Raw genomic sequence first — 23,990 nt, forward strand, 5'->3', positions numbered from 1 at the left:
CCGCGTCGACGTCAGCCGGCGTGGACGTGGGGGCGGCGGCTGCGGTCGGGCTCGGCCTCGCGGATCACCTCGCGGGTGACGGGGGCCACCTCGCCCTGGCCGAAGAGGAAGAAGCGCAGGAAGTTGGCCATCGGGTTGCCCTCGGTCCACTCGAAGTAGATGTGCGGGCGCTGTCCGGTCTCGTCGCGGACGTGCAGCAGGAGCGCGGCGAGGGCGTTGGGGATGCTGGAGCTCTCCAGGGTCAGGACGCGGTAGCGCTCGTGCAGCACTTCGCCGCGCACCCGCATACCGGACTCGAACTCGGACGCGTCGAGGACCGTGACCTCGACGAACATGACGTCGTCCCCGGCGGGGATGTCGTTGTCCGCGCGGATCTGCTCGACCTTCTCGCGGTATTCGGTCCGGTCCCTGTTGTCGGGCTCGTTGGCGATGAACCGGATCGTGCGGTTGGCGGTGTCGCGGACGAACCGCTGCGCCATCTCGTCCAGCTCCACGTGGGTGACGCGCAGTTCGAAGACCCGGGCGAGACGCGAGAGCAGGGAGAGGGCCATGATGCCGGCGATGAAGCAGGCGCCGATCTTCACGCCGTCGGGGCGTTCGACGACGTTGACGGCGGTCGTGTAGATGAAGACGGCGGAGATGATCCCGAAGCCGATGGTCCAGCCGCGCTCCCCCGCCCGCCGTGCGGCGATGGTCACGGCGACCGCGGCCGAGGTGATCAGGACGAGGACACCGGTGGCGTACGCGCCGCCCTGGGCGTCGACGTCGGCGTCGAAGATCCAGGTCACCAGGAAGGCCACGAGGGTGAACACGATGACCATCGGCCGCAGGGCGCGGGCCCACTGCGGGGCCATGCCGTACCGGGGCAGGTAGCGCGGCATCAGGTTCAGCAGTCCCGCCATCGCCGAGGAGCCGGCGAACCACAGGATCAGGATCGTGGAGATGTCGTAGACCGTGCCGAAGGCGGAGCCCAGGTACTCGTGCGCGAGGTAGGCGAGCGCGCGCCCGTTGGCCTCGCCGCCCGGTTCGAACTGGGCGGCCGGGATCAGCAGGGTCGTGATCAGGCTGGAGCAGATCAGGAAGATGCTCATGATCACGGCGGCCGTGGTCAGCAGCTTCTTGGCGCCGCGGATCCGGCCCGCCGGCTTCTCGGGGGTGTCCTCGGGACCGCCCTTGACGTGCGGCATGACCGCCACGCCGGTCTCGAAGCCGGACAGGCCCAGCGCGAGCTTCGGGAACACGACGAGCGCGATGGCGATCATCATGAAGACGTTGCCGTGCTCCGTGGTCAGCGCCTGGGTCCAGTCGGTGATGACCTGCGGTGCGGTGAACACGTGCCACAGCCCGACGGCCACCACCACGACGTTCAGGCCCAGATACGTGAGGACCAGGACCACCGCCACGCCGATGGCCTCGCTGAACCCCTTGAGGAAGACGCCGCCGAGCAGCGCGATGAGGATCAGGGTGATCAGTACCTCGTGGCCGTGCAGAGTGCTCGTCAGGTGCGGGTTCTCGACCATGTGGGCGGTCGCGTCGGCGGCGGAGAGGGTGATGGTGATGAGGAAATCGGTCGCCGCGAACCCGAGCAGGGTCAGGACGAACAGCTTCCCCTTCCAGAACGTCAGCAGCCGTTCCAGCATCGCGATGGAGCCCTCGCCGTGCGGGCTCTCCTCCGCCACCCGCCGGTAGACGGGCAGCGCTCCGAAGAGGGTCAGGAGCACGAGCACGACGGTCGCCAGCGGTGACAGCAGCCCGGCCGCGAGGAACGCGATGCCGGGCTGGTAGCCGAGGGTGGAGAAGTAGTCGAGGCCCGTCAGGCACATGACCCGCCACCAGGGCCGGCCGTGCGGCTGGGCCGCCGCCTCCTTGGCGGCCGGCGAGGCGTTCTCGGCGGTCAGGCCTTCCAGCAGCCACGCGCGCAGGCGCGGGGAGCGGACAGGGGTGGCCATCTTCGGGGGCTCCCGTCGTACGGAAAAGAATCAGCCATCGACACACCGACGGCGGAGCCAGCGTACGCAGCCAGATCGTTTGTGCACGTGAGCGACCCAATCCTGACGCGTCCTTAACGTGCACCTTCTCTCCGGACCCGGCCGGGACCCGGCCGGGACCCGCGGGCACCGCCTGGGCACGGGAACACGCCGGGCGGCGGGCCCCGGTGGCCGGAAGCAGCCGCCGGCCCGGGTCCCGAGGGCAAAATCCGCGTGCGGTACGTCAAGACCTCGCCAGGGCGGGTGGCTCCGTCCTTCGCCGTGGGCAGTCTGCCCTCGGACATCCGGCTCTGGTTGAGATCGTCACCTCGGACGGGAGGCATCACATGCCCGGGTACCGACTGCACGACCGCACTGCCCTGTTCGGGGCCCTCGTCGTACCGCTCCTCGTGGCACTGGCGCTCGTCCCCTTCCGCACGCACCTGTCCACGACGAACGAGGCGCTGGTCCTGGTCGTCGCCGTGGTCCTGATCGCCGCCTCGGGCACGCGCGTCGCCGCGGCCCTGGCCGCGCTCTCCTCGGCGGCCTGGTTCGGCGTCCTCCTCCTCGCCCGCCCCTACCGGCCGTTCACCCTCGCCGACCGGGACGAGATCCAGACGGCCGTCCTGCTGCTTGTCGTCGGGCTGATCGTGTCGCAGTCGGCCGTCCGCGCACGACGGCTGGAGGCGGTCGTGGTCACCGGCGCCGCGCACCTGTCCAGCCTTCAGGGCACGGCCCGGCTGGCCGAGCGGGGCGGCGCACCGGATGCGGTGGTCGAATTCGTCCGCCGCGAGCTGATCGGCGTGCTGGGACTGCGCGGCTGCCGCTTCGAGTACGGGACCCTGATCGGGCACCGGCCGCGGCTGGAGCACGACGGCGGCCTGTGGCTGCGCCGGGGCGGCGAAGTCACCGGGTACGCCGCCTGGCCGGACGGCGAGACCGAGCTGAGGGCCGTCGGAGGCGGGCACTACTACGGCCGTTTCCTCCTCGACCCCTTCCCCGGCCGCCCGCTGCCGCCCGAGGACGCCCGCTCGGTGGCGGTCGCCCTGGCCGCGCTGGCGGGCGCGGCGCTGGACACGGCCGGAGTGCCCCACCGGGGCTGAGTGCGGCTCACGGAGCACCGCGGCGGACCCGGGCGAGGATCAGGACCGTGTCGTCGGTGGGCGGTTCGGGCAGCAGGCCGGCGAGGATGCGGTCCGCCATGTCCTCCAACGGCTCCGTGCTGTCGCCCAGTTGGGCGCGCAGGGCGTTCAGTCCCACTTCGATGTCCCGACCCCGGGCCTCGATGAGGCCGTCGGTGTACAGGGCCAGCGTCGCGTTCTCGGGCAGTTCGATCACGGTGGTCCGGAACGCGCAGCCGCCGACGCCCAGCGGGACCCCGAGGACCTCGTCGACGGTCTGCACCGTGCCGTCCGGCCGGAGCACCAGGGGCGGGGGGTGGCCGGCGCTGGCCATGGTGGCACGTCCGCTGCGCGGGTCGTAGACGAGGTACAGGCAGGTCGCGAGCTCGATGCCGACCTCCTGGGCGCACGCGTCGAGTTCGGTGAGCAGGTCGGCGGGCTCGCTGCCGTGCCGGGCCAGGGCCTTGGTGGTGATGCGGAGGTGGCCCATGGCGGCGGCCGCGGACACCCCGTGGCCCATCACGTCGCCCACGACGAGGGAGACCCGGCCGTCGGGCAGGTTGATCATGTCGTACCAGTCGCCACCGACCTCGGTGATCCGGCTGCCGGGCACGTACCGGTGGGCGACGTCCACGTACGGGGTGGCCGCCAGCGTCGTGGGCAGCAGGGCCCGCTGGAGGGTGAGGGCGATGTCCTGGACCCGGCTGTACAGGCGGGCGTTGTCCAGGCAGATCGCGGCGCGCGAGGCGAGCTCTCCGGCGAGGCTGACGTCCTCCTCGCTGAAGGGCGGACGGGCGGCGGACCGGCCGAACATGGCGATGCCCTGGACGGTGCCCCGGGCGATGAGCGGGGCGACGAGAATGCAGGCCACGCCGCTCTCACCCATGATCCTGGTCCGTGACTCGGTGACGACGGTCCGGGCCAGGAACTCCTCGTCCACCACGGCCGAGATGGCGCGGCCGGTGCGCAGCATCTCGTGGATGACCGAGCCCGGCGGGTACCGCACCCGCTCCACCCCGCTGACGAGCTCGGTGGCCGGTGCGGGCAGCGTCGTCCCGGAGGCGATCCGGCGGGTGAACAGCGGTCGCCCCGGGTCGAAGTCCTCGGTCTCGTCCATCCATTCCACGATCTCGACCACGGAGCCGTCGCAGAAGTCCGGCATCGACGCGTCGACGAGCTCCTGGGCGGTGAGGTTGACGTCCAGGGTGGTCCCGATCCGGGTGGAGGCCCCGTCGAGGAGGGCGAGGCGGCGCCGGCTGGCGGTCGCCTCCAGGATGGCCCGTTCCCGGTCCGTCACGTCGATCATCAGTCCGCCCACGCCGGAGCTGGTGCCGACCGCCCGGCTCAGGGGGAAGAAGCTGACGGACCGGACCTGGTCGCGGTCCGGATGCCCGTGCGGGCGCACGCCGACGAGCGTCCCGACGACGGGGGCTCCGCCCCGGGCGACGGCCCGGAGCATGCGCTCGTACTCACCGCCGTCGGACATGATCATGATTTCGTCCATGCGCCGCCCCAGGTGCGCCTCGATCCCCAGCCCGTCCATGTCGGCGAGCGCCTGGTTGAGGTGGATGTACCGGAGGTCCTGGTCGATCATGACCAGGCCGATGGGGCAGGTCTCGAAGAGCGCGTCGAGGAAGGCGAGGTTGGTCTTGACCCGGTCGAGCTCGTCGCTGCGGCTCGACAGGACCATCACCACCGAGGGGCCGCCGGATCCGGTCACGGAGAAGGACCGGAAGCCGCAGTCGAAGGCCGTGCCGTCGCGGTGCCGGGCCGTCAGCCGGCCCCGCCAGTAGCCCTGCGTACGGCCCTGTTCCGTCAGCCGGGCGCACGACGGGGACCTGCCGCGGGAGGCGTCGGCGAAGAGGACGGCGCCGGGCCGGGTGAGGACGGCGCCGGGCTCGTACCCGAAGAGGTCGCGGGCGCCGGGCCCCCAGAAGCAGACGCGGTCGTCTTCGTCGATGCCGAGGACGGCCACGGGCACGCGCTCCAGCAGCGACCCCGGCTCGGCATAGATCGGGCCGTGGGTCTCCTCGCCCCCCGGCCGGGCCGCTGGCACGAGACGTCCCCTTCCGCAGGCCGTTCCCTCCACATCATGACGCCGACACCCCCGTTCTCGCGCGGCAGGAGCGGAGCTGCCCGGCCTCCCGCCCGGTCCGGGAAGCCCCCGGAACACCGGTGACACGGCCGTCTCCGGGGTGGAGAATCGGACGGACTGTCGTGGGGCCGAGGGGGCGGGGGCGCTGATGGGTCGGGCATTGCGCGTGGGGTTCGTGGTTCTGCTGGTGGGGTTCGGGCTCTGGTACGCCTCGTACTACACCACGATCGCGGTCTGGGAGCTGCGGAAGCTGTTCGCCTGGTTCGCCGTGCCCCTGCTGGCGGTGGCCGGAACCGCGCTGGGCTGGCTGGTGGTGGCGCTGCTGCGGCGGCGTGCCGGGCGCGGCTCGGGCACCGGGGACGCGGGGGTCGTCCTCGGGTGCCTGGGTGCTGTCGTCGGGCTGGTGCTCACCGTCGGCTGGCTCGTCTACGGCTCGTACCTCCAGGACCGTGCGTACATGGCCACGGCGCAGGTCGTGACCGACCCGGTGCCCGCCCTGACGGCCCGGGTGCCGTACGTGGCCGGCAAGGCGCAGGCCGCCCCGCACCTGGGCGACGTCACCGGCGAGATCTCCGACATCACCTACCTGCCCGACTCGGATCGGTTCGCCACCCTGGTGGAGCGGCGGGGCTGGCTGGCCGGGTACGAGGTGGGCCTCGTCCAGGACGTGCCCCTCGGCGGCGAGAGCCGCAGCCAGGAGCGCTGCGCGTTCGACGTGTCGGTGGCGGACGCGCGGATCAGCGGCTGGTTCACCCACAACCTCGGCAGGAAGATCTCGGCCCAGAAGCGCTGGGTCCGGTTCGAGGCCGACGACGCGTACGTGACCTGCTCGGCCGGCACGCCCGTCGTCGTCGTCCCGCTCAAGCGGCAGACCGGGCTGCTCGTCGTCACCGAGCGCCCCGCCGGGGTCGCGCTCTACGACGGGCGGACCGGGAAGCTCACCGTCACCACCGACACCTCCGCCGTTCCCGGCCCCTCCTATCCGATCAGCCTCGCGGCCCGTCAGCGGGAGGGCACGGCCGCGGTCGGCGGCTTCAGCGACTGGTGGTTCGAGCGCAACGGCTGGGACGCCTCCGAGGACGGCGCCAACGAGGGCAACGAGTCCGAGTTCACCCTCCGGTACCGCGAAGAGGCCGGGCGCAGTGCGTACGTCACCCCGCTCACGCCGCAGGGCGAGGCCAGCTCGGTCGTCGCAGTCTCGACGATTCCCACCCGCCACCGGGGCGGGGGGCTCGCCCCGATGACCGTCCACCGCCTGGATCCGGCGTGGTCGTCCCCGAAGGCTCTGGTCGCCCTGATCAAGGCCGAGTACCGGGACGTCTGCTGCTACAACGACGACGAGGTGTTCGAAGTGGTCCCCACCGGGGGCGGAACGTGGACGGCCACCGTCGGCAGCGAGCAGAACGTCCGCTACCGGGTGGAGGGCAGGGGCCAGGTCGGCGGCCGTGAGGCGACCTGTCTGAAGGCGGCCGACGGGGCGCTCATCCGGTGTGCGTTCGCAGCGCCCGGCTCACCGGAGGAAGCGGAGCTCAAACGCCGTGAACAGGAGAAACAGCAGCAGGCGGGCGCGAAGAACCCGGGGGATCCCGGTGACCTGAAGGCCTATACGAACGAGCAACTGGCCGAGCTCCAGCGCCGTATGACCGAGGAGATCGGCCGCCGCCTGAAGGCCGGCTGACCGGGATCCGCAGCGCGCGACCCAGGACGGCATCAGCGAGACGAAGGAAGCGAATCCCCTCGCAGATGCGTACCTGAGGGGCAGGTCTGCCTCTTGGATGATCCACCGTGCAGAATCGGTCCGGGGTGGCCGGATTCCGTGCCCGGAACCAGGAGCCGCCCCGGGCCGGTTCCTGGTTGACTGGCCGTGGCCACCACCCTCCGGACCGCTTGGCGGCTCTCGTGGTCGTGGAGGGGCCTGGTGCAGGAAGCCCCTGCGCGCCGATCGCGGTGTTCGGCGCGCAGGGCTTCGCCGGCCCGGCCGCGCTCCATCGTGGCGGGGCGCGGGCCCCCGTTTTCGACACCCCGGCACCTGCCCGGCCCACCGGACTCCCGCATGATCGATGCTCTGCACCGAACCTTCGACCACGGGAGTCCAGTCCTATGTCCGACATCAGCGTGCGTTCCGTGCGGGCCGGGGATTTCGCGCAGTGGCGCGCCCTCTACCGCGGCTACGCCGACTTCTACCGGGTCGAGCAGACCGAGGAGGCGGCCGCCACCGTGTGGTCGTGGGTGACCGACCCCGGGCACGAGGTCGAGGCCCTGGTGGCCGAGGACGCCGAGGGCCGGCTGCTGGGCCTCGCCCACTACCGTCCGTTCGCGCGCCCCCTCTCCGCGACGGTCGGCTGCTTCCTCGACGACCTGTTCGTGGCACCCGAGCACCGCGGCTCGGGCGCCGCCGACCTGCTGCTCGGCGCCCTGCGCGCGCTCGCGGCCGAGCGCGGCTGGAGCGTGGTCCGCTGGATCACGGCCGACGACAACCACCGGGCGCGGGCCAAGTACGACCAGGTGGCCACGCGGACCATGTGGGTCACCTACGACATGGCTCCCCCGAGCCCTGAGTCCTGAGCCCCTGAGTCCTGAGTCCTGCCCCCCGAGTCCTGACCCCCTGAGTCCGCACCCGCGCCGCCCCGTCCGCCGCTGCCGTGGTCAGGCCGGGAGGTCCAGCAGGAGGAGGGGGGCCGTGGTGGGCCGGGTGGATCCGCCGGTGGGTTCGAGGGTGAGGCCGACCGCGCCGGCGTCCGCGGCGTCGCCGTCGAGGAGGACGGTGCCGTCCTGGTGGAGGAGTCCGGCCGGGCGCATGGTTCCGTCCTGGTCCAGCCAGAGCTGGTAGGTGGTACCGGGGACGGGCGCCGGCAGGCCGCTGGCGTAGAAGAGGGCCTGCTTGCGCAGGGCCGAGGTGACGATGGCGGTGGAGGCCCCGTTGCTGGTCCGGCCGTACGTCGCGCGGGCGTCGGGGGCGGCCAGGACCGCGCCGACGGTGTCGAGGCGCTGCTCGATCTGCCGGGCCTGCAGCTCGTAGCGGTGGCCCTCCTGGCTCTGCCAGGCGGCCAGGCCGGCGAACAGCACGGCGGTGGCCAGGCTCGCGGCCACGACGAGGCGCGCGGCCCTGCGGCGCAGCGCCCCGCGCGTCCGGACCGGGACCCGGGCCACGGGGCTGCGGGGCGGGAGCTGGCGGACGCTCTCGATGGCCGCCAGGGTCCGCTGCCGCATGCCGGCGGGCGGCGGGCGGCTCACGGCGGCGGCGAGACGCGCGGCGGTGGCCCGGAACTCGGCCACTTCCCGGCTGCACTCCTCGCACTGCTCGAGGTGGGCGGCGAATTCCTCGCGTTCACCGGCCTCCAGGGCGTCCAGCGCGTAGGCCGCGGCGAGGGCGTGGAGGTCGGGCCGACGCCGGTTCATAGGTTCACCCCCATGCAGTCGCGGAGCCGGATCAGTCCGTCCCGCATGCGTGTCTTGATGGTGGGGACCGGGGTGTGCAGGACCTCGGCGACCTCGCGGTAGGTCAGGCCCCGGTAGTAGGCCAGGGTCACCGCCTGGCGCTGGAGTTCGGTGAGACCGCTCAGGCAGCGGCGGACCTGTTCGCCGTCCAGGCGGGTCTCGACCTGCTCGGCGACCTCGTCGAACGGCGTGTGGTGCTCGTGGGCGGCCCGGGTGCACTCCCGGTCGGTGGAGGCCTGGGCGGAGCGGACCCGGTCCACGGCCCGCCGGTGGGCGATGGTCGCCGCCCAGGTGGTGACGCTGCCGGAGTCGGGCCGGTAGCGGGCGGCCTGCCGCCACAGGTCGATCATGACCTCCTGGGCGACCTCCTCGGACTGGGCCCGGTCCCGTACGACGGCGACCACGATTCCGAGGACGAGGGGTGCGAGGGCCTCGTACAGGGCGGAGAACGCCTGGGTGTCGCCCCGGGCCACCTGCCGCATGGCCTCGGACAGTTCGGCGGGGCCGGTGCGACGGCTCTCCTCATCGCGCCGGGATCGGACGGGGTTCCGGGGAGAAGGCCCCGGAACCCCGCGGTGCCCGTTCGTCGCTACCACCTGCTGTGGCAGTTCCAGTGGCCCGAAACCCAGTGGTTCTTCTCGTAGCCCCTGCCCCACCAGCCGTCGTGCCAGTTGCCGTGGTTCCACTTCGACTCCCAGTGGCCCTTCACCCAGGTGCACCGGTCATGGCGGTCCCACCGGTCCCATCGGTCCCAGCGGTTCTGGCGATGGTCGCGGTCGCGGTCCCGGTCGTGGTCACCGGTGAGCGTCGAACTCACCGCGGTGGAAGCCGCCGGTGCGGCGTTCGCGGTGCCGGAGAGGCCCAGCAGCGACCCACCGGCCAGGAGCCCGGCCGACGCGGCCCCGACGATCAGACGCCGGGCGGTCAGTGAACCGGTCATCGCACTCACCTCCTTCCTTCCCTCGGGCGGTCGGTTCGGCGGCCCCTTCTGCCTCAGGGGCCTCATGAGGGATTCGCCACCGACGGGGCGAGGGATTGGAAAAACCTCATATCACCATAAAACGCCTCACCGTCACTGTCGGCCCGGCACCGCCTATGCTGCGGACGTGCCGTCGTACTCCCTGGGGCAGGCCGCCCGAGTCCTGCGCGTGAGTCCCGAGACCGTCCGCCGATGGACCGAGACGGGCCGGTTGCCCGCCCACCGCGCCCCGGACGGGTCGCGGGCCGTGGACGGCGCGGCCCTGGCCGCCTTCGCCAAGGAGCGGGCGATCGGGCCGCATCCGTTGCCGGCGGGCGCCGTCGTGACCTCCGTACGGAACTCCTTCGCCGGGATCGTCACCGCCGTACGGCTCGACGACGTGGCGACCCAGGTGGAGATCCAGTCCGGTCCGCACCGTGTGGTGTCCCTGGTGACCCGGGAGTCGGTCGAGGAACTCGGCATCACGGTCGGGTCGACCCTGACGGCTCGCGTGAAGTCCACCGAGGTCCACATCGAACTGCCGTAGCGGCGTGCCCATCGCACCCGGTCAGCGTCATCCGCAGCGCAGCGCCGCGTACAGGTCCAACTTGTGGTCGAGGCGCGACAGGTCACGGCCCGTCAGGACCTCCACCCGCTCGATCCGGTAGTGCACGGTGTTCACGTGCAGGTGGAGGGCCTCCGCCGTGCGCGCCCAGGAGCAGTTGTTGGCCAGGAAGACCTCCAGGGTCTCCCGGAGCATGCCGTCGCCGAGCACCCCCAGTGTCCGCGTCCCGTACACGGCCCGCACCTCCGGCGGGATCCCCGCCATCAGCTCCCCGAGGGTGTCCAGCTGCTCGACCCCGCGCACCGGGACCGCCTCGTCCGCGGCGGTCAGCGCGAACCGGGCCTGACCGAGCGAGGCGCGCAGACCCTCCAGGCCCTCGGCCCGCGTCCCGAGGCCCAGCCTGAGATCGGTCTGCGGCCCCGCGCACTGCTGGAGCACGGGCCACACCGCGCGGAGCCGGTCCGCCACCCCGGTTCCGGTGGCCGGATCCTCGTACAGCACCGCCGCCGACCGCCCCACGGCGCAGGCGGCGCCGTCCAGGTGGCTGAGTGCCTCGGCCAGGGCGTCGCCCGAGGTCGCCGCCAGGACCCGGTACGAGCCGCCCACCGGCAGCCCGGCGGCCGCGATCGCCTCGTCCAGGGCCCCGGTGTCGGCGGGGGCGGGGCCGGACGCGGCCCCCTCCAGCACGCCGATCAGCTCCTGTCCGGCCAGCCGGTCGGCGGCGAGCCGGCGGGTCTGCCCGTTGCGGCACTGCGCGAGCACCTCGGCGATCTCGTGGAGCACCCGCGGCGGCGCCGCGTCCGGGTCGGGGACGTGCAGCTGCCAGGCGTCGTACGGGGAGCTCTCGGCCTCGATGCGCAGCCAGACCCCGCCCCGTGCGGATGCTGCCGACGCCTGCCGGGCGGGCAGCTCGGGGGCGGACGGCGTGCGGGCCACCGTGCGGCCGCTGGCGGTGAGCAGGTAGCAGGAGACCCGGCCCAGGTGCGCGCAGGCCCGGTCCAGCAGTTGGTCCGGCCCGGCACCCTCCTCCACGAGGCGGCTCAGCTCGCCGCGCACGTTCTCGGGGAGCGCGAAGAGCCGGGTGGGGCGGCGGCTCAGGTCGCCCCACTGGCGCAGGTACACGGCCTCGGTCACCGCACGGAAGCTGGTGCGCGCGGGGACCGCCACGATCGGCACCCGGTGGGCCCGGCAGGCGGCGACGAGCTCGTCGGGGACCCTGCCGTGGGTCTCCTCCCCCGCCAGCAGCGCGGTGGCGCCGGCGTCGGCGAGCGCGCCGACGAACCGGTCGGCCTTGGCCACATCGCCCTCGGCCCACCACACCAGCCCGCTCAGCACGAGCTCCCCCGGCCCCAGGAACCGGCCGGGCTCCTCCAGGTCGGTGGCGGTGACCCCGGCGACCTCCTGGCCGAGAAGCGCTTCCTCGCCCCAGAGCAGGTTGAGACCGAGGCTGTCGAGCTGGAGCAGGTCGAGGACGTGCATGGCGGGGACTCCTTGCGGTGGGCGAGTGCCCACATTCGCGAGGTGAATAGAGGCTGAGTCATCGTAAATGCTAGGTGAAAAACCCGGTACGCCTCTTGGTTGATCCTCCATGAGGGGAGGTCCCGGACTCGTCCGTTTCCGTGGCCGGGACCAGTCGTCCCGGCACCGCCCCCGTTGCTTCACTGGCGGAAACCCCTCGGTACCCCTGTCAGGCCGGAAAGGCTGGTGGCGCGAATTGGACCTCAACACGGTGCTCGACGTGCGCGACGCGCGCCGCCGTGAACCCTGGCGTCCCGGCGACGCCTGGCTCGGCGGCGGCACGTACCTCTTCTCCGAGCCGCAGCCGCACATCCGCCGCCTGGTCGACCTCTCCCGCATGGGCTGGCCGCCCCTGTCCTGGCAGCCCGACGGCTCCCTCGACATCGCCGCGACCTGCACCATCACCGAGCTCTCGCGGTTCGCCCGGACCCTGCCGACCACGGCCGCCCCGCTCTTCGAGCAGTGCTGCCGGGCCTTCCTGGCCAGCTTCAAGATCTGGAACATGGCCACGGTCGGCGGGAACCTCTGCAACGGCCTCCCCGCCGGCCCGATGGTCTCCCTCACGGCCGGCCTCGACGGCACCGTGTTCCTCCAGGGTCAGGACGGCGTGACCCGCCGGATGCCCGTCACCGAATTCATCCTCGGCGCCGGGGTGAAGGACCTGCGCGAGGGCGAGCTGCTGCGGTCCGTGCGGCTGCCCCCGAACGCGCTGGACTCCCGTACGGCCTTCCGCCAGGCGTCCCTCTACGGACTCGGGCGCTCCGGCGCCCTCGTCATCGGCGCCTGCGACCCCGCCGACGGCTCCCTCGCCGTCACGGTCAGCGCCGCCACCACCCGCCCCTTCCGCCTCTGGTTCGCGCTGCCGCCCACCGCCGCCGAACTGCGCGCGGCGATCGACGGCGCCGTCCGCCCCGACGAGTGGTACGACGACATCCACGGACTGCCCGAATGGCGCCGCCACATGGCCCTGCGCCTGGCCGAGGAGATCCGCCGCGAGCTCACCACCGAGGACGACCGATGACGTACGAGATCGAGATCAACAAGCGGCGCTTCGACACCGAGCCGCGGGCCGGCCAGTGCCTGCGCACGTACCTGCGCGAACGCGGCTGGTTCGGCGTGAAGAAGGGGTGCGACCAGGGCGACTGCGGGGCGTGCACCGTCCACGTCGACGGACAGCCGGTGCACAGCTGCCTCTACCCGGCCGTCCGCGCCGAGGGCCGCTCCGTCACCACCGTCGAGGGACTCGCCTGCGCGGGCGGCGAACTCCACCCGGCGCAGCAGCAGTTCCTGGACGCCCAGGGCTTCCAGTGCGGCTTCTGCACGGCGGGCTTCCTGATGACGACCGCCGCGCTCCAGGCGGAGGAGGGCACCGCCCACGACGACGGCAAGCTCCAGGACCTGCCGCGCGCCTTCAAGGGCAACATCTGCCGCTGTACGGGCTACCGGGCCATCGAGGACGCGGTCCGCGGGGTCAAGCACACGGAGAGCCCCGAGGCCGGGCAGGCCGTGGGCAGGTCCCCGGGCGCCCCCGCGGGGCCGCTCGTCGTCACCGGCGCCGCCCGCTACACCTTCGACGTCGAGGTGCCCGGGCTGCTGCACATGAAGCTGCTGCGCTCGCCGCACCCGCACGCCCGGATTGTCGACATCGACATCAGGGACGCCCTCCGGGTCCCCGGCGTGCACGCCGTCCTCACCCACCACGACGCCCCCGACCGGCTGTATTCGTCCGCCCGTCACGAGCACCCCACCGAGGACCCGATGGACACCCGGGTCCTGGACGACGTGGTCCGCTTCGTCGGCCAGCGGGTGGCGGCCGTCGTCGCCGACAGCGAGCAGGCCGCCGAGGAGGGCTGCCGGCGCGTGGTCGTGACGTACGAGGAGCTCCCGTACGTGATCGACCCGGAGGAGGCCATGCTCCCGGGCGCCCCCGTCCTGCACCGCAAGGGCCCGGAGTCGGGGATCTTCCGCGCCGAGAACAACGTGTGCGGAGAGGTCCACAACACCCTCGGCGACATGGAGCAGGGGTATGCGGAGGCGGACGTCGTCCACGAGGAGACCTTCCGGACGCAGCGCGTGCAGCACGCCAGCCTGGAGACCCACGGCTGCGTCGCCTACTTCGAGCCCAAGGAGGAGGGCGACGGGGAGCGCATCACCGTCCGCTCCTCCACGCAGGCGCCCTTCCTGACCCGGCGGGCGCTGTGCGCCCTCTACGACCTGGGCGAGGACGAGGTCCGCGTCGTCGCGGGCCGCGTGGGCGGCGGGTTCGGCGGCAAGCAGGAGATGCTGACCGAGGACATCGCCGTCCTCGCCGCCCTGAAGCTGCGCCGGCCGGTGAAACTCGAATTCACCCGGGCCGAGCAGTTCTACGGGGCCACCACCCGCCACCCCTTCAAGATCACCATCAAGATCGGTGCCAAGGCCGACGGCACCCTCACCGCCCTGCGCATCCGCGTCGTCTCCAACACCGGCGCCTACGGCAACCACGGACCGGCGGTCATGTTCCACAGCGTGGGCGAGTCCTTCGCCGTCTACCGGGCGCCGAACAAGGAGGTCGAGGCCTACTCCGTCTACACCAACACCGTCCCGGCCGGCGCCTTCCGCGGCTACGGCCTGGGCCAGGTCCTCTTCGCCCTCGAATCGGTGATGGACGAACTCGCCATCAGGCTCGGCATGGACCCGCTGGAACTGCGCGAGAAGAACGTCATCGGCGCCGGCGACCACATGGTCACCCCGATCGGCCACGAGCCCGACCTCTTCATCGCCTCGTACGGCATGAAGCAGTGCATGGACGTCGTCCGCAAGGCCATCGCCGAGGACCGCAGCCACGAGGACGTGCCGGAGGGCTGGCTCACCGGCACGGGCTCGGCGGTCGCGATGATCGCGACCGGTCCCCCGGGCGGCCACTTCGCCGACGCGCGGGTCAGCCTGCTGCGCGACGGGACGTACGACATAGCCGTCGGCACGGCCGAGTTCGGCAACGGCACCACCACCGTCCACAAGCAGATCACCGCCGGTGCTCTGAACACCACCGTCGACCGGATCACGGTCCGCCAGTCGGACACGGACGTCGTCCGCCACGACACCGGCGCCTTCGGCTCGGCCGGCACGGTGGTGGCGGGCAAGGCCGTGATGCTGGCCGCCGACTCGCTCGCCGAGCGCCTCAAGACCTTCGCGGCCCGCCACACGGGCGTGGCCCGGCACCTGTGCACGCCGGGCCCCGAGTCCTTCGACTGCGCCGGCCGCATCGTGCCCCTCAAGGAGCTGTACGAGGCCGCGTACGACAAGGGCAGGCTGGAGGAGGTCGCGGCGGACGGCCACTGGACCGGCTCACCGCGCTCGGTCGCCTTCAACGCCCAGTGGTTCCGCCTGGCGGTCGACCCGCACACCGGGGAGATGAAGATCCTGCGCAGCGTGCACGCGGCGGACGCGGGCAAGGTCATGAACCCGATGCAGTGCCGCGGCCAGGTGGAGGGCGGCGTGGCCCAGGCCCTGGGCGCCACCCTCTTCGAGACGGTACGGGTGGACGAGCGCGGGGAGGTGACCACGGCAGCGTTCCGGCGCTACCGGCTCCCGCAGTACGCGGACGTCCCGCGCACCGAGGTCCACTTCATGGAGACCTCGGACGCGATCGGCCCGCTCGGCGCCAAGTCGATGAGCGAGAGCCCCTTCAACCCGGTGGCCCCGGCCTTCGCCAACGCCCTGCGCGACGCGACCGGGGTGCGCTTCACCGAGCTGCCGGTGACGCGGGACGCCGTCTGGCAGAAGATGCAAGCCACGAGCAAGTAGAAGTGGCCGACGGACCGCAGCAGCACGTCTTCGAGGGCGTGCTGCTGCGCGACGTGGTCACGAGCGCGGGGCCGGCCTTCGACGCCCGGCGCCGCAAGGACCGCTCGCGTTTCCTGCTCGCCGTCAGCGGCGGGGACGGCCACCACACCGTCCTCGCCTGGGCCGAGCTGGACGCCGACTTCGGCGACAGCCCGGTGCTGCTCGCCACCCGCCTGGACGGGCAGGACCTGGACGCCTCGGGAGCCCAGCTGGTGGTCCCCTCGGACCGGTGCGGCGCACGCTACGTCAGCGCCGTCACGCACGTGTGGTTCGGCTCCCTGGCGGCGCCGGTCCGCTGAGAACCGCCCGCGGCTCAGGCGGTGGCGAGGGAGATCTCGGTCGACTTGATCAGCGCCACGACGGAGGAGCCGGCGGACAGCCCCAGCGCCGCCACGGCGTCGGCGGTGATCGCCGCGGTCAGGCCGCCTCCGCTCACGTTGACCTTCACGGCGGCCATGGCCGGGCCGGCGGTGACCTCGGCCACCGTGCCCGTGAGCTGGTTGCGGATGGAGAGGTTCGCCACCGGGGCGGTGGCCAGGGCCACCTCGGTGGCCTTGACGAGCGCGTTCACCGCCGAGCCCGGAATGATGCCCAGCTCCTTGACGGCCTCCGCGGTGACGGCCGCGGTGATCTCCTGGCCGCCGGCCAGCCGGACCTTGACCGTCGCCATGGCCTCCCCGACGGTGACGGTGGTGACGGTGCCCGCGAGCTGGTTGCGGATGCTCAGACTCATGACGGTTCGACCTCGCGTCTCGATGCCGCGCACGGTCCGAAGGGGCCGCACGGACCGACCGTAGGACCCGCCCGATGCGGCCCGCGCCGACGCTCGCGCGGCACCGCGCCAGAACCACCCGACCGGCTGGCCCCCGTACGGGCCCGCCCGCCCGGGAGTGATTCGGGGCGGCCGGCACGGATTCCGGGCGGCCGGGAACTGCGGGCGCCCGGCATCCGACTACTGCCACGTGGGAGGCGCAGTCTCGCCTTCCCTCGCAGCGGAGGACGATCGCCGGGAGTGTGTGATGGGCGGGCTGGATGTGCGGATGCGGGACGTCGTGTGCCGGCACGGCCGGACGGAGGCCGTCGCCGACGTCGATCTGGAGATCGCCGCCGGTGAACGCGTGGCCCTGACCGGCACCAACGGCTCGGGCAAGACGACGCTGCTGCGCGCCGTCCTCGGCCTGCACCGGCAGACCACGGGCTCGATCCGGGTCGGCGGCCGGGAGGGCCGGTCACCCGCCGAGTGGGCCTGGCGGCGGCGCGCCTGCGCCTGGATCCCGCAGAAGCCGGCCGCCGGCCGCTTCCCGCTGCTCGGCTCCGAACTGCTGGCCGGCAGCGGCGCTCCGGCGGATGCCGCCGGGGCCGCCGAGCGCCTCGGGGTGGGTCCGCTCGTCGGACGGCCCCTGCACACCCTCTCCGGCGGCCAGTTGCAGCGGATGTACCTGGCCCGCGCGATCGGCTGCATCGCCGCGGGGGCCGAGTTGCTGCTGGCGGACGAACCGACCGCCGCCCTCGACTTCGACGGGCAGTCCGAGGCCGCCGACGTCCTGACCTCCCTGCCGGTGACCCTCATCGTGGTGACGCACGACCGGGCGCTGGCGGACCGCTGCGACCGCGTACTGGAAATGGCCGCGGGCCGCCTGCGGGAGGTCCGGTGACCGCGGCCGTGCACCTGGCCACCGCCGACCTCGGCGAACTGCTCCGGCTGCTGCCCGTCCAACGGGCCGGTGCGGCCCTGCTGCTGGCCGCGATCGGGCTCCCGGTCATCGGTGTGGTCATCGTCGGGCTCGACATCATGCCGGTCCGGTTCGCGATGATGCACGTCGCGCTGCTGGGCATCGCCGTCGGCCTGCTCACCGGGCTCGACCCGATGCTGTGCGCCCTGGTGGCCTGCGCGCTGGCCGGTGCGGGCGTGGCCCCGCTCGCCCGGACCCCGGACGGGCTGTCGGGGGCGATGGGCCTGCTGATGAGCCTGGCCATCGCCGCGGCCCTGCTGCTGCTGGCCGTGTCGGGGGTCAACGCCTCCGGCGCGTTCGCCCTGTTGTGGGGTTCGATCCTGTCGGTGGGCACCGCCGACCTGATCGTGCTCGGCGTACTGGCCGTCGTCGTCCCTGGCCTGTTCTGGTGGCGGCGGCGCGAGATCGGCCTGCTGCTGTACGACCGTGAGCTCGCCCTGTGTTCCGGCGTGCCGGTGCGGGCGCTGACGGCCGCGCTGCTGGTGCTCGTCGCCATCGCCGTCGCCGGGGCGATCAAGCTCACCGGCGCGCTGCTCGTCGACGCCCTGACCCTGCTGCCCGCACTCGCCGCACGCCGTCTGGGCAGCTCGCTCAAGTCGATCACCCTGTGGGCGATCGGCATCGGCGTCGCGGTGAATCTGACGGGGTTCCTGCTGGCCCTGTGGCTGGACTGGCCGCCCGGCCCGGTCCTCGTCCTGACCGCGGGGGCACTGGTCCTCGCGGTGCATTTCATACCCGAACGGAGAATCAGCTCATGGCGCGCACCCGCGTCCGAATCCCTTCCCTCCTCGCACTGAGCGCGGCGCTCCTCCTGAGCGCCGCCTGCGGGAACAACGACCCCTCGCCCGTGGACGCCGTGCGCCCGCAGGACGGCAAGCCGTCCGTGGTCGTCACCACCACCTGGGAGGGCGCCTTCGCCAAGGCCGCGGGCGCCGAGGACATCAAGGTCATCGTGCCGCAGTCCGTCCACCACGCCCCGGACTACGACCCCAAGCCCTCCGACCTCGCGGCCGTGGCCAAGGCCGACTTCGTGCTGTACGCGCCCTTCGAGCCGTACGCGGCGAAGATCAAGGAGGCGGCGGGCTCCAAGGCGAAGCTGGTCGAGGTGGAGCTCGACAACGATCCCACCAAGGTGTCCGCCGAAGTCGGCCGGCTGGCCGGGCTGTTCGGCACGGCGGAGGCCGCCACGCAGTGGAAGACCGGCTTCGACACGGAGTACGGGAAGCTGAACAAGGACGTCCAGGCGGCCTGGCCCGGCGGCAGGAGCCCCTCCGTCGTCTCCCAGGTCTTCACGACCTGGGCCGCGAAGCTCGCCGGCGCCACCCCCGTGGGGACGTACGGACCCGAGGCCGTGACCCCGGCGCAACTGGCCGAGCTCGGGGCGAAGAAGCCGGAGCTGGTGCTGGACAACGCGCACATGTCCACCGGCACGGTACTGCCCGACTCCGGCGCCAAGCAGGTCAAGATCGTCAACTACCCGGGTGAGGACCTGGACCTGCTGACGGTGTACCGCAACGCGGCGGCCGAGCTGAAGAAGGCCATGGGCGCCTCCTGATCCTGCGGCCCGGACCGCCCCACGGCACGCCGAGCACTCGGCGTGCCGTGGGGCGTGGGGCGTGGGGCGTTCGGGCGTTCAGCCGGCCATCCACGGCACACGGCAGGCGTGGGAGGCCGTCCCCTCGGGACACAAGGCACTGATCACCGCGCGGCGGACCGCCCGGCGCGTCCGCGCGGAACACACGAGGCGCACCCGCAGCTCGACTGCCCGCCGTTCCCCGCTGCTCCGCCCGGGATGTTCCACGGCCCACTGCTCGGCGAGGAAGTCGTACAGATCGGCGGTCGGCAGCTCGCTCCCGGGGACGGTGTGCGCGACGGTCGCGCCCACGATCCGGGTGCCGCGGGCGTTGCGCGCGTGCACGGCGTCCGCGACCAGGCTCTTGACCCAGTCCAGCCCCTGCTCGTCCGCGTACAGGCCGAAGGTCAGTGCGCGCGTCCTCATCGCGTCAGGCCTCCCTGGTGGTCGGCGTCGCCCTTGGCGAACACGGCGGAGAACCAGGAGTACACGGGGGCGAGCGTCGGTGACGGGGGCCAGCCGTTGACCGTGGCCAGGAGCTGCCAGTAGCGCTCGGACCGGGGATCGGCGGTCGTCCGCAGCCGGGCGAGGAGCCAGCGGCGCAGATCGCCCTCGTCGGCACACTCGAAGGCATGGGCGTAGAGGCCTCCCAGTGAATCGGTGAGGAACACGCCGCCCGCCGAGGCCGGCACGAGGCCGGCGGAGACGGCCTCGGCGATCCGTTCGCGCATCGCCCGGTTGAGGGCGTCGTGCAAGGCGGCGACGTCGTGCCGGGCGGGCTCCTGTGCCTGGTCCTCGGCCATGCGGCGCAGCGCGGCACGGAAGTCCTCGCTCTGGCAGAGTCCGGCGAGTTCCACCCAGGCCTCGACCTGTTCGGGCGTGGGATCGTCGGGCAGCTCGGGCGTGACGGAGCGCATCAGCATCTCGAACTCGGGGTTTTCGTGCGGGACTTCGAAGGCGTCGTCGATGAATCCGGAGACGAGTCGGTGTCGTTCGGCCTGGGAGAGCGTGGCGAGTCGGTGCATGAGTTCCATTTCCATGGGTGTGGAGCCGCGCCGGGCGACCGCGCGGAGTACTGCCCGGCGCAGGCGCAGGGTGCGGATCTGCACGTCCAGGGCGTTGGCGTGTGCTGTGGCCACGTCCGGCAGGGACACCTCCCGGTCCAGGACCTTGCGCACGGTCGCGAGATCGAGGCCGAGGGCGCGCAGGGTGCGGACGAGGTCCAGGCGGGCGAGCGCGTCGGGGCCGTAGCGGCGGTAGCCCGCCGGGCTGCGGCCGGCCGGTGGGACGATGCCCCGGTCGGAGTAGAACCGGATGGTCTTCACGGTCAGGCCGGTCCGGCGGGACAGGTCTCCGATGGAATGGAGCGTGTCGCCTCTGCTGTCGCTGTCCATGACCCCAGCTTGGTGTCTCCCCCGACGGGAGACTCAACCGGGCCCGGGAGCCTGCCGCGCAGTGGCGCGGTGGGTTCCCGGCGGCCGGTTGAGTCTCCCGTCGGGATGTGGACGTCAGCCCGCCTGGGCGAGCGGGGCCTCGGTCAGGCGTTCGCGCAGCGCCGCCCGGTCGGGTTTGCCGGCCGCCGTCAGCGGCAGTTCCGCGACCAGCAGGAGCCGCTCGGGGTGTTTGCGCCGCTCCAGCCCGCGCTTCGTGAGGTGTTCGCCGAGGGAGGCGAGGGTGGGGTGCATGCCGGCCCGGGGCACCACGCAGGCGGCCAGCCGCTCCCCCATCAGCGGGTCCGGGATGCCCACGCAGGCCACGTCGCGGATCTGGGGGTGCGCGGTGAGTTCGCGTTCCACCTCGGCCGGGCTGATGTTGGAGCCGCCGCGGATGACGATGTCCTTGAGACGGCCGACGACGTGCAGGACGCTGTCGGAGTCGAGGTAGCCGAGGTCCCCGGTGCGGACCCAGCCGTCGGGCGTCCGGTAGCGGGCGTCGAGGTCGGGGGCGCCCACGTAGCACAGCGGGGTCATCGGGCCGCGGGAGATGATCTCGCCGACGGCGCCGTCGGGCAGTGGTTCGTGCGTCTGCGGGTCGGCGATCCGGATCTCGGCGACCCGGGGGTCGGGATGCCCGGCGACGACGCCGGTCCCGTCGGTGGGCGGCACCGTACGGCCCAGCCCGGTGTGGCAGTTGACGCCGTCGGCGGAGCCGTAGAGGTTGACCACTGCGCAGCCGAAGGCCTCGGCCGCGGCGGCAGCGGTGGTCTCGTCGAGCGGCGCGCCGCCGAGGACGAGCGCGGTGGGCGCGGGCGGTTTCTCGTCCGTCCCCTCGAGGCGTTCGAGCATCATGCGGACCATGGTGGGCACGCCGAGGATGTGCGTCGGCCGGTGTGCGCGTACCGCCTCGATCGCCGCTTCCGCGGTGAAGTGGTCGAGCAGGACGAGCGTGCCGCCGTGCCGGGCGAGGGTGACGGCGGTGCCGTTGGACCCGAAGGCGGAGGCCAGCGGTACGAGGAAGAGACAGCTCGGCGGGGTGCGGTCCGGGATGAGCGAGGCGAGGAAGTTGCCCCGTCCGCCGGCGAGCGCGTTGTGGGAGTAAGCGATCATCTTCGGCTCGGCCTCGGAGCCGGAGGAGACGAGGATGCGGGCGGCGCTGTCGGGGTCGGGCCGGGCGGGGACGAATCCGCTGGGGTCGGAACGCAGCAGCCCCGAGAGCAGAACCGTTCCTTCGGGTGCGGTCCCGGGCCCCGCGGCGATGACGTGGCGCAGCGCGGGGAGCGACCCCGCGAGCGTGCTCAGATCGGCGGCGTGCCGGAACTCCCGGTGCTCGGTCGCCGCGATCACGGCGACGGCCTCGGCGCGGCGCAGCAGGCACTCGGCCTCCAGGACGCCCCGGCCGACCGGGAAGGGGAGCGCGATCGCGCCGAGCGCGGCCAGCGCCAGATCGGCGATGACGGCGGTCCGGTTGTTGGGCAGTTGTACGCCGACCACGTCGCCCGGGCCGATCCCGAGCTCCCGCAGGCCGGTGGCCAGACATCGGACCTTGCGGTCCAGCGCGGTGTAGCAGAGCTTGCCCTTGGCATCGATCACGGCCGTCCGGTGCAGGTCGGCGATCTGACGTGCCCGGAAGAGGCTGTAGAGGTCGAGGTCGGGGCAGGTCCCGTCGACCACCCAGGAGCGGCGGAGTTCGGCGGGCAGCAGATCGTGCAGTACGAGCCTGTCGGCGGTCATACGAAGCTCCAGGGGTCGGGGACTGCGGGGGCGCCGTGCGCGTCGCGGCTGATCGAACCGGTGAAGCGCGGATCGTGGTGCAGGTCGGACAGCTCGGTGGTGACCGCGGTGGCGGTCAATCCGTGCTCGTGCAGCCGGGCCAAGGCCTCGGTCGTGGTCAGGCCGCTCAGGTCGTGGGCGGCCGTGGCGCGGGCATCGGCGTCGGCGGGCGCGAGCCAGCCGTCCGCCGTCCGCCGCGGCACCCGGAACCCGGCGGGCCGCCGGGGGTTCTCGCCGCGGGCCGCCCGGCGCAGGGCCGGGGCGGTCAGCGTGTCGGCCGCGCCGAGCAGGGAGGAGTCCACCCGTGCGCCGCGACCGGTGCGCTCGCGCAGCAGCAGGCCCGCGAGGACGGCCTCGGCGCCGAGCAGTCCGCCCAGCACGTCGAGCAGGGTCATCAGGGAGGGCGCCGGGGCCTCGCCCTCGGGGCGGACGGCCTCGCCGACGCCGGTACGGGCCTGGACCATGAAGTCGGTTCCCATGGGGGCGTGTTCGATCCGGTCAGCCCAGCCGCTGGTGTAGGCGTAGACGAGCGCGGGGTTGACCCGGGCGAGGTCCTCGGCGTCGAGGCCGAGCTCGGCGGCCTTGCCCGGCGCCCAGTTGTGCAGGAAGACGTCGGCCCCGGCGGCCATCTCCCGCAGCCGTCGCCGGTCGGACTCGCTCTTGATGTCGATCTCGACGGCCTGCTTGCCCCGGTTGAGGGCGAGCCAGCGCGCCGAGATCCCGGAACAGGCCGGGGGCATGCCGCGCAGCGGGTCGCCGCCCGGCGGTTCGATCCGGATCACCTCGGCGCCCAGGAGCCCCAGCAGATGCGCCGCGAGCGGTGCCTGGATGCGCCGGCCGGCCTCCAGCACGGTCAGCCCGGCCAGCGGCCCGCCGGCCGTTACACCGGGCGAGGCAGCACCCGGCGGGGCGCCGGGAGCCGGCCGGCCCGGCCCGAGGGCCAGGCGCCCGGTGGCCAGCCGCCCGGTGGCTGTCGGCACCAGGGACCAGGGAGCGGCGCCGTCGTGTTCGGCGGCCCGCTCCGCGAGGGAGTGCAGGGCGCACACCTGGGCGCCGTAGGCGGCCGCGGCCCGGCGGATCCGCTCCCACGTGTGGCTGCGCGCCGTGAGGTGGAGGGCGGCCGGGAAGGGCGCGCAGGCGGTGGCGTAGCGGAACTGGAAGGGCCGCCAGCCGGCCCGCAGGGCCTCCACGGGCGCCTCCAGCGCCTTCCAGAAGGCCGCCCAGACTTCCGGATCGAGCGTCTCCAGTTCGAAGTGGACTCCGTCGGCGGAGGTGAACGGCGGCCCTCCGGCGGCGAGTTCGGCCGCCTCGCCCTCCTCGGCCCCGGCGGCGGCGAGGTACTGGGAGACGGCGAGCAGGCCCGCCCGGTCCGCGCCGGTGCTGACCGCCCGGACGGGTCCGCCGCGGGCCTGGCCCACGAGGGACGCGAGCAGCCCCTGCACGGCGAGGATGCCGGTGGCGGTGGCCGCGTAGTCGGCGGCGAGGCCGCGCGGGCTGCCGTCGCGGCGGCCGTGCACGGCCATGACGCCGGTGGCGGCCTGCACGGTGGCCTCGTCGACGAGCCCGCCGACGCGGCCGCCGGCAAGGCCACCGGCGTGATCGGCCCAGCTGGCGGTCGCGTGCGCCGGGGCGAAGCCGCCTCCGGTGACGGTGGTGCCGCCGGTGGTGCCGCCCGTGACGGTGCCGGTGCCGGTGGGCACCTCCCCCGGTACGGGGCGGTCCGTCCGTGCGCCGAGCAGCCGCAGGTGGTCGGCGACGACGCTCGTGATCTGCGGGGGCCCCGAGGTGTCGAAGCGCAGTGTGTCGAGCGGCCGGACCGTCTGCGTGGTTGCTGGTGACGCCATGCCTCTCCTCTCCTGGCCCGGCGGTGGCCGGCGCCCGGGTCTTACCGAATGCGGGGAACCCGGGAGCGTCCGCGCCCGACCAGTTCCACGGACAGGGAGTCGGGCGGCCGTTCCCGCGAGTTCCCGGCAATGAGGAGGAAAGAA

20 protein-coding genes and 1 pseudogene are annotated in these 23,990 nt (G+C 73.1%); 10 read left to right on the forward strand and 11 right to left on the reverse strand.

Annotated features, from left to right (window positions below; all coding sequences use genetic code 11):
• Positions 1–11: 11 nt before the first annotated feature.
• Positions 12–1,949 (reverse strand): APC family permease, encoded by a 1,938-nt coding sequence (locus B6R96_RS05700; protein WP_081521823.1) that lies wholly within the window; start codon positions 1,947–1,949, stop codon positions 12–14.
• A 365-nt stretch (positions 1,950–2,314) separates the two neighbouring features.
• Between B6R96_RS05700 and B6R96_RS05705 the strand changes: the two genes are divergently transcribed.
• Positions 2,315–3,070: a DUF4118 domain-containing protein gene (locus B6R96_RS05705; protein WP_081521824.1), complete on the forward strand. Its 756-nt coding sequence runs from the start codon at positions 2,315–2,317 to the stop codon at positions 3,068–3,070.
• Positions 3,071–3,077: 7 nt separating this feature from the next.
• Here B6R96_RS05705 and B6R96_RS05710 read toward each other — a convergent pair whose 3' ends face one another.
• Positions 3,078–5,144, reverse strand: a complete 2,067-nt coding sequence (locus tag B6R96_RS05710; RefSeq protein WP_081521825.1) for a SpoIIE family protein phosphatase — start codon at positions 5,142–5,144, stop codon at positions 3,078–3,080.
• A gap of 205 nt (positions 5,145–5,349) precedes the next feature.
• Here B6R96_RS05710 and B6R96_RS05715 point away from each other — a divergent pair, with 205 nt between their 5' ends.
• Positions 5,350–6,861, forward strand: a complete 1,512-nt coding sequence (locus B6R96_RS05715; RefSeq protein ID WP_237291336.1) for a hypothetical protein — start codon at positions 5,350–5,352, stop codon at positions 6,859–6,861.
• Between the two features lie 422 nt (positions 6,862–7,283).
• On the forward strand, positions 7,284–7,748 hold the full coding sequence (locus B6R96_RS05720; RefSeq protein ID WP_030388818.1) for a GNAT family N-acetyltransferase: 465 nt from the start codon (positions 7,284–7,286) through the stop codon (positions 7,746–7,748).
• An 81-nt stretch (positions 7,749–7,829) separates the two neighbouring features.
• Here the strand turns inward: B6R96_RS05720 and B6R96_RS05725 are convergent, their stop codons facing one another.
• The 3 genes from B6R96_RS05725 to B6R96_RS05735 are packed head-to-tail and all read right to left on the reverse strand — an operon-like array spanning position 7,830 to position 9,561.
• Positions 7,830–8,582, reverse strand: a complete 753-nt coding sequence (locus B6R96_RS05725; RefSeq protein ID WP_081521827.1) for an anti-sigma factor — start codon at positions 8,580–8,582, stop codon at positions 7,830–7,832.
• Positions 8,579–9,217 (reverse strand): ECF RNA polymerase sigma factor SigK, encoded by a 639-nt coding sequence (gene sigK / locus B6R96_RS05730; RefSeq protein WP_257789487.1) that lies wholly within the window; start codon positions 9,215–9,217, stop codon positions 8,579–8,581. Before sigK ends, B6R96_RS05725 begins: the two co-directional genes overlap by 4 nt.
• Complete coding sequence (locus B6R96_RS05735) at positions 9,211–9,561, reverse strand: hypothetical protein (protein ID WP_037861092.1); 351 nt, start codon at positions 9,559–9,561, stop codon at positions 9,211–9,213. Before B6R96_RS05735 ends, sigK begins: the two co-directional genes overlap by 7 nt.
• A 166-nt stretch (positions 9,562–9,727) precedes the next feature.
• On the opposite strand from B6R96_RS05735, the gene B6R96_RS05740 reads away from it, so the two are divergent.
• Positions 9,728–10,126 (forward strand): TOBE domain-containing protein, encoded by a 399-nt coding sequence (locus B6R96_RS05740; protein ID WP_081521829.1) that lies wholly within the window; start codon positions 9,728–9,730, stop codon positions 10,124–10,126.
• 27 nt (positions 10,127–10,153) lie between these two features.
• Here the strand turns inward: B6R96_RS05740 and B6R96_RS05745 are convergent, their stop codons facing one another.
• The gene (locus B6R96_RS05745) at positions 10,154–11,623 is read right to left on the reverse strand and encodes a PucR family transcriptional regulator (RefSeq protein ID WP_081521830.1); all 1,470 of its coding nucleotides are present in this window, start codon (positions 11,621–11,623) and stop codon (positions 10,154–10,156) included.
• A 235-nt stretch (positions 11,624–11,858) separates the two neighbouring features.
• On the opposite strand from B6R96_RS05745, the gene B6R96_RS05750 reads away from it, so the two are divergent.
• The 3 genes and pseudogenes from B6R96_RS05750 to B6R96_RS05760 form a co-directional block, all read left to right on the forward strand.
• A complete protein-coding gene (locus B6R96_RS05750) occupies positions 11,859–12,683 on the forward strand; it encodes an FAD binding domain-containing protein (RefSeq protein WP_053701710.1) in 825 nt (274 codons plus the stop codon).
• Positions 12,680–15,448, forward strand: coding sequence for a molybdopterin-dependent oxidoreductase (locus tag B6R96_RS05755; protein WP_081521831.1), 2,769 nt, complete (start codon positions 12,680–12,682; stop codon positions 15,446–15,448). The genes B6R96_RS05750 and B6R96_RS05755 overlap by 4 nt, the downstream gene beginning before the upstream one ends.
• 11 nt (positions 15,449–15,459) lie before the next feature.
• Positions 15,460–15,786, forward strand: a pseudogene (locus B6R96_RS05760) (molybdopterin-dependent oxidoreductase); the annotation flags it as partial.
• A gap of 14 nt (positions 15,787–15,800) precedes the next feature.
• On the opposite strand, the gene B6R96_RS05765 reads toward B6R96_RS05760, so the two are convergent.
• Positions 15,801–16,220, reverse strand: coding sequence for a TOBE domain-containing protein (locus tag B6R96_RS05765; protein ID WP_053168651.1), 420 nt, complete (start codon positions 16,218–16,220; stop codon positions 15,801–15,803).
• Between the two features lie 286 nt (positions 16,221–16,506).
• On the opposite strand from B6R96_RS05765, the gene B6R96_RS05770 reads away from it, so the two are divergent.
• The 3 genes from B6R96_RS05770 to B6R96_RS05780 are packed head-to-tail and all read left to right on the forward strand — an operon-like array spanning position 16,507 to position 18,775.
• Complete coding sequence (locus B6R96_RS05770; RefSeq protein ID WP_030388808.1) at positions 16,507–17,142, forward strand: metal ABC transporter ATP-binding protein; 636 nt, start codon at positions 16,507–16,509, stop codon at positions 17,140–17,142.
• Positions 17,139–18,017, forward strand: a complete 879-nt coding sequence (locus tag B6R96_RS05775) for a metal ABC transporter permease (protein WP_237291337.1) — start codon at positions 17,139–17,141, stop codon at positions 18,015–18,017. The genes B6R96_RS05770 and B6R96_RS05775 overlap by 4 nt, the downstream gene beginning before the upstream one ends.
• The gene (locus B6R96_RS05780) at positions 17,975–18,775 is read left to right on the forward strand and encodes a metal ABC transporter solute-binding protein, Zn/Mn family (RefSeq protein WP_081521832.1); all 801 of its coding nucleotides are present in this window, start codon (positions 17,975–17,977) and stop codon (positions 18,773–18,775) included. The genes B6R96_RS05775 and B6R96_RS05780 overlap by 43 nt, the downstream gene beginning before the upstream one ends.
• Positions 18,776–18,853: 78 nt before the next feature.
• Here B6R96_RS05780 and B6R96_RS05785 read toward each other — a convergent pair whose 3' ends face one another.
• The 4 genes from B6R96_RS05785 to B6R96_RS05800 all read right to left on the reverse strand — a co-directional run bounded on the left by B6R96_RS05785 (position 18,854) and on the right by B6R96_RS05800 (position 23,846).
• Positions 18,854–19,219: a hypothetical protein gene (locus B6R96_RS05785; protein WP_081521833.1), complete on the reverse strand. Its 366-nt coding sequence runs from the start codon at positions 19,217–19,219 to the stop codon at positions 18,854–18,856.
• Positions 19,216–20,187, reverse strand: coding sequence for a MerR family transcriptional regulator (locus B6R96_RS05790; RefSeq protein ID WP_081521834.1), 972 nt, complete (start codon positions 20,185–20,187; stop codon positions 19,216–19,218). Before B6R96_RS05790 ends, B6R96_RS05785 begins: the two co-directional genes overlap by 4 nt.
• A 114-nt stretch (positions 20,188–20,301) precedes the next feature.
• A complete protein-coding gene (locus B6R96_RS05795) occupies positions 20,302–21,963 on the reverse strand; it encodes a class I adenylate-forming enzyme family protein (protein ID WP_081521835.1) in 1,662 nt (553 codons plus the stop codon).
• Positions 21,960–23,846, reverse strand: coding sequence for a CoA transferase (locus B6R96_RS05800; protein ID WP_081521836.1), 1,887 nt, complete (start codon positions 23,844–23,846; stop codon positions 21,960–21,962). Before B6R96_RS05800 ends, B6R96_RS05795 begins: the two co-directional genes overlap by 4 nt.
• Between the last annotated feature and the right edge of the window lie 144 nt (positions 23,847–23,990).

The organism is Streptomyces sp. Sge12 (assembly GCF_002080455.1).
GTDB lineage: Bacteria > Actinomycetota > Actinomycetes > Streptomycetales > Streptomycetaceae > Streptomyces.

Coding starts and splice junctions, on each gene's coding strand:
- B6R96_RS05770 (WP_030388808.1), top strand. CDS start 16,507: ATGGGCGGGCTGGATGTGCGGATGCGGGACGTCGTGTGCCGGCACGGC.
- B6R96_RS05765 (WP_053168651.1), bottom strand. CDS start 16,220: ATGAGTCTGAGCATCCGCAACCAGCTCGCGGGCACCGTCACCACCGTC.
- B6R96_RS05795 (WP_081521835.1), bottom strand. CDS start 21,963: ATGACCGCCGACAGGCTCGTACTGCACGATCTGCTGCCCGCCGAACTC.
- B6R96_RS05700 (WP_081521823.1), bottom strand. CDS start 1,949: ATGGCCACCCCTGTCCGCTCCCCGCGCCTGCGCGCGTGGCTGCTGGAA.
- B6R96_RS05705 (WP_081521824.1), top strand. CDS start 2,315: ATGCCCGGGTACCGACTGCACGACCGCACTGCCCTGTTCGGGGCCCTC.
- B6R96_RS05745 (WP_081521830.1), bottom strand. CDS start 11,623: ATGCACGTCCTCGACCTGCTCCAGCTCGACAGCCTCGGTCTCAACCTG.
- B6R96_RS05800 (WP_081521836.1), bottom strand. CDS start 23,846: ATGGCGTCACCAGCAACCACGCAGACGGTCCGGCCGCTCGACACACTG.
- B6R96_RS05780 (WP_081521832.1), top strand. CDS start 17,975: ATGGCGCGCACCCGCGTCCGAATCCCTTCCCTCCTCGCACTGAGCGCG.
- B6R96_RS05790 (WP_081521834.1), bottom strand. CDS start 20,187: ATGGACAGCGACAGCAGAGGCGACACGCTCCATTCCATCGGAGACCTG.
- B6R96_RS05720 (WP_030388818.1), top strand. CDS start 7,284: ATGTCCGACATCAGCGTGCGTTCCGTGCGGGCCGGGGATTTCGCGCAG.
- B6R96_RS05785 (WP_081521833.1), bottom strand. CDS start 19,219: ATGAGGACGCGCGCACTGACCTTCGGCCTGTACGCGGACGAGCAGGGG.
- B6R96_RS05735 (WP_037861092.1), bottom strand. CDS start 9,561: ATGACCGGTTCACTGACCGCCCGGCGTCTGATCGTCGGGGCCGCGTCG.
- B6R96_RS05755 (WP_081521831.1), top strand. CDS start 12,680: ATGACGTACGAGATCGAGATCAACAAGCGGCGCTTCGACACCGAGCCG.
- B6R96_RS05725 (WP_081521827.1), bottom strand. CDS start 8,582: ATGAACCGGCGTCGGCCCGACCTCCACGCCCTCGCCGCGGCCTACGCG.